This is a genomic window from Rhodococcus sp. P14, from assembly GCF_000256505.1.
GTDB lineage: Bacteria > Actinomycetota > Actinomycetes > Mycobacteriales > Mycobacteriaceae > Rhodococcus > Rhodococcus ruber.
Genome location: NZ_AJFC01000196.1, coordinates 1 through 1,747, shown reverse-complemented (window position 1 = coordinate 1,747; position 1,747 = coordinate 1). Strand labels below are relative to the sequence as shown.

General features: G+C 73.0%; 3 protein-coding genes. All 3 read left to right on the top strand.

The window, feature by feature from the left end; translation table 11 throughout:
- Window positions 1-101: 101 nt before the first annotated feature.
- The gene (locus OEY_RS0114235) at window positions 102-1,004 is read left to right on the top strand and encodes a hypothetical protein (protein ID WP_010594528.1); all 903 of its coding nucleotides are present in this window, start codon (window positions 102-104) and stop codon (window positions 1,002-1,004) included.
- Entirely contained in the window at window positions 1,001-1,420 is a 420-nt protein-coding gene (locus OEY_RS0114230; RefSeq protein WP_010594527.1) for a phage holin family protein, read from the top strand. Before OEY_RS0114235 ends, OEY_RS0114230 begins: the two co-directional genes overlap by 4 nt.
- Window positions 1,417-1,747 (top strand): DUF3618 domain-containing protein (locus OEY_RS0114225; protein WP_010594526.1); only part of this gene is annotated, 331 nt, incomplete at its 3' end. The genes OEY_RS0114230 and OEY_RS0114225, both read left to right, overlap by 4 nt.

The window sequence follows — 1,747 nt, the reverse complement described above, 5'->3', positions numbered from 1 at the left end:
CCCGCCGCCGCCCGCCGGTGACACGGCGGGACGGCCCGGCACAGGCAGGACCGTGCAGAAGTGCCGGCCGTATTCCCGATCCCCTCGGAAGGACAACACTGATGACGTACAGCGGATACCCGGACCCGGGCGGACGGAGCACCGACCCGCTCACCGAGCAACCCTTCACCTCCCCGGACGGCCCGATACCGGAGCCCCGGCACCGTCTCGACGAGTATCGGACGGCACGCGGCGAACCGGACGATGCATCGTCGGCACAGGCCGCGCAGGAACAGGCCGGCCGGGTCGCCGGACGAGCCGCGGACGCAGGCCGGGATGTGGCCGGAACGGCCGGCGATCAGGCTGCCCGCGTGAAGAACGAAGCGACCGCGCAGGCCCAGGACGTGCTGCGGCGCACCCGGGACGAACTGACCGACCAGGCCGCTCGACAGCAGAAGAAGGTCGCCGAGGGGTTGCGCACGCTCGGAGCGCAGTTCGGTTCGATGGCGCGCGACTCGGAGCAGCCCGGCATGGCCGGTGACCTCGTCCGCCAGGCGGCCGACCGAGCCGACACCGTCGCCTCCTGGCTCGAACAGCGCGAGCCGGGTGGAGTCCTGCACGAGGTCAGCGGTTTCGCCCGGCGTCGACCGGGGGCCTTCATCGCCCTCGCTGCGGGAGCGGGATTCGTCCTCGGCCGGCTCGGTCGCGGACTGAAGGACGCGGACTCCGGATCAGGTTCCGCGACAACACATTCCTCCGACCCGGCTTCTCCCGCGCCTCATTCGCCGACGGCGCAGTCCCCAGGGGTCGCGCACCCCGGGTTCACCGCCGCCGATCCCGGCGCCGGCGGGCCCGCCGGATACGCGTACCCGGCGCAGGGACCCGGCACGTCGGCGCCCGGAACGTATCCTGCGGGACCCGCGACGGGGGCTCCGATGCCCGGCGGCTACTCGGCGCCGGGGACGGGCACCCCGCCGCCCGGCGGATATGCACCGCCGCATCCCGGTGGGGAGGTGCGGCCGTGACTCTTCCTCCCGCAGAACACAATCGAGCCGGCGACCAGCGCTCGCTGGGCGAGTTGCTCGCCGATGTCAGCGGTGACCTGTCCACCCTGATGCGCCAGGAACTGGCACTGGCGAAGGCCGAGGCCACCCAGACCGCGACCCGTGCCCGCAAGGGCGCCGGCATGCTGGCCGGCGCCGCGGTGGCGGCGCACTTCGTGCTGCTGTTCCTGTCCATCGCCGCATGGTGGGCGCTGGGCAATGCGATCGGCCGCGGCTGGTCGGCCCTCGTCGTGACCGTCGTGTGGGCGGTCGTCGCGACGCTGCTGGCCGTGCTGGGACGCTCGGAGCTGGCTCGCGCCAAAGGACTTCCCCGCACCACCGAAACCCTTTCCCAGGTGCCCGGAGCACTTGCCCCTCATCCCCAGGAGAAGCGATGACGAACACCGACGACCCGGATCGGATCCGCGCCGAAATAGACCGTACGCGACGCAGTCTCAGCGCCGACGTCGACACGCTCGCCGATCGGGCGCGGCCCTCGACGATCGCCCGGCGCAAGGTCGGCGGGATCGGCGGCTCGCTGTCCCGGATGCGGGACAGGGTCATGGGCACGGCGCAGGACGCGACGTCGCAGTTGTCGGACACCGGCCGCTCGGCCGTGTCGTCGGCGACCGACGCGGCACGCGGCGTGCCCGCCACCGCGCAGCAGCAGGCGCAGGGCAATCCCTTGGCGGTCGGGCTGATCGCGTTCGGCGCCGGCCTCGTGG

Bases quoted from the DNA above. Each gene is read 5' to 3' on its own strand.
- OEY_RS0114235 (WP_010594528.1), top strand. From the start codon at position 102: ATGACGTACAGCGGATACCCGGACCCGGGCGGACGGAGCACCGACCCG.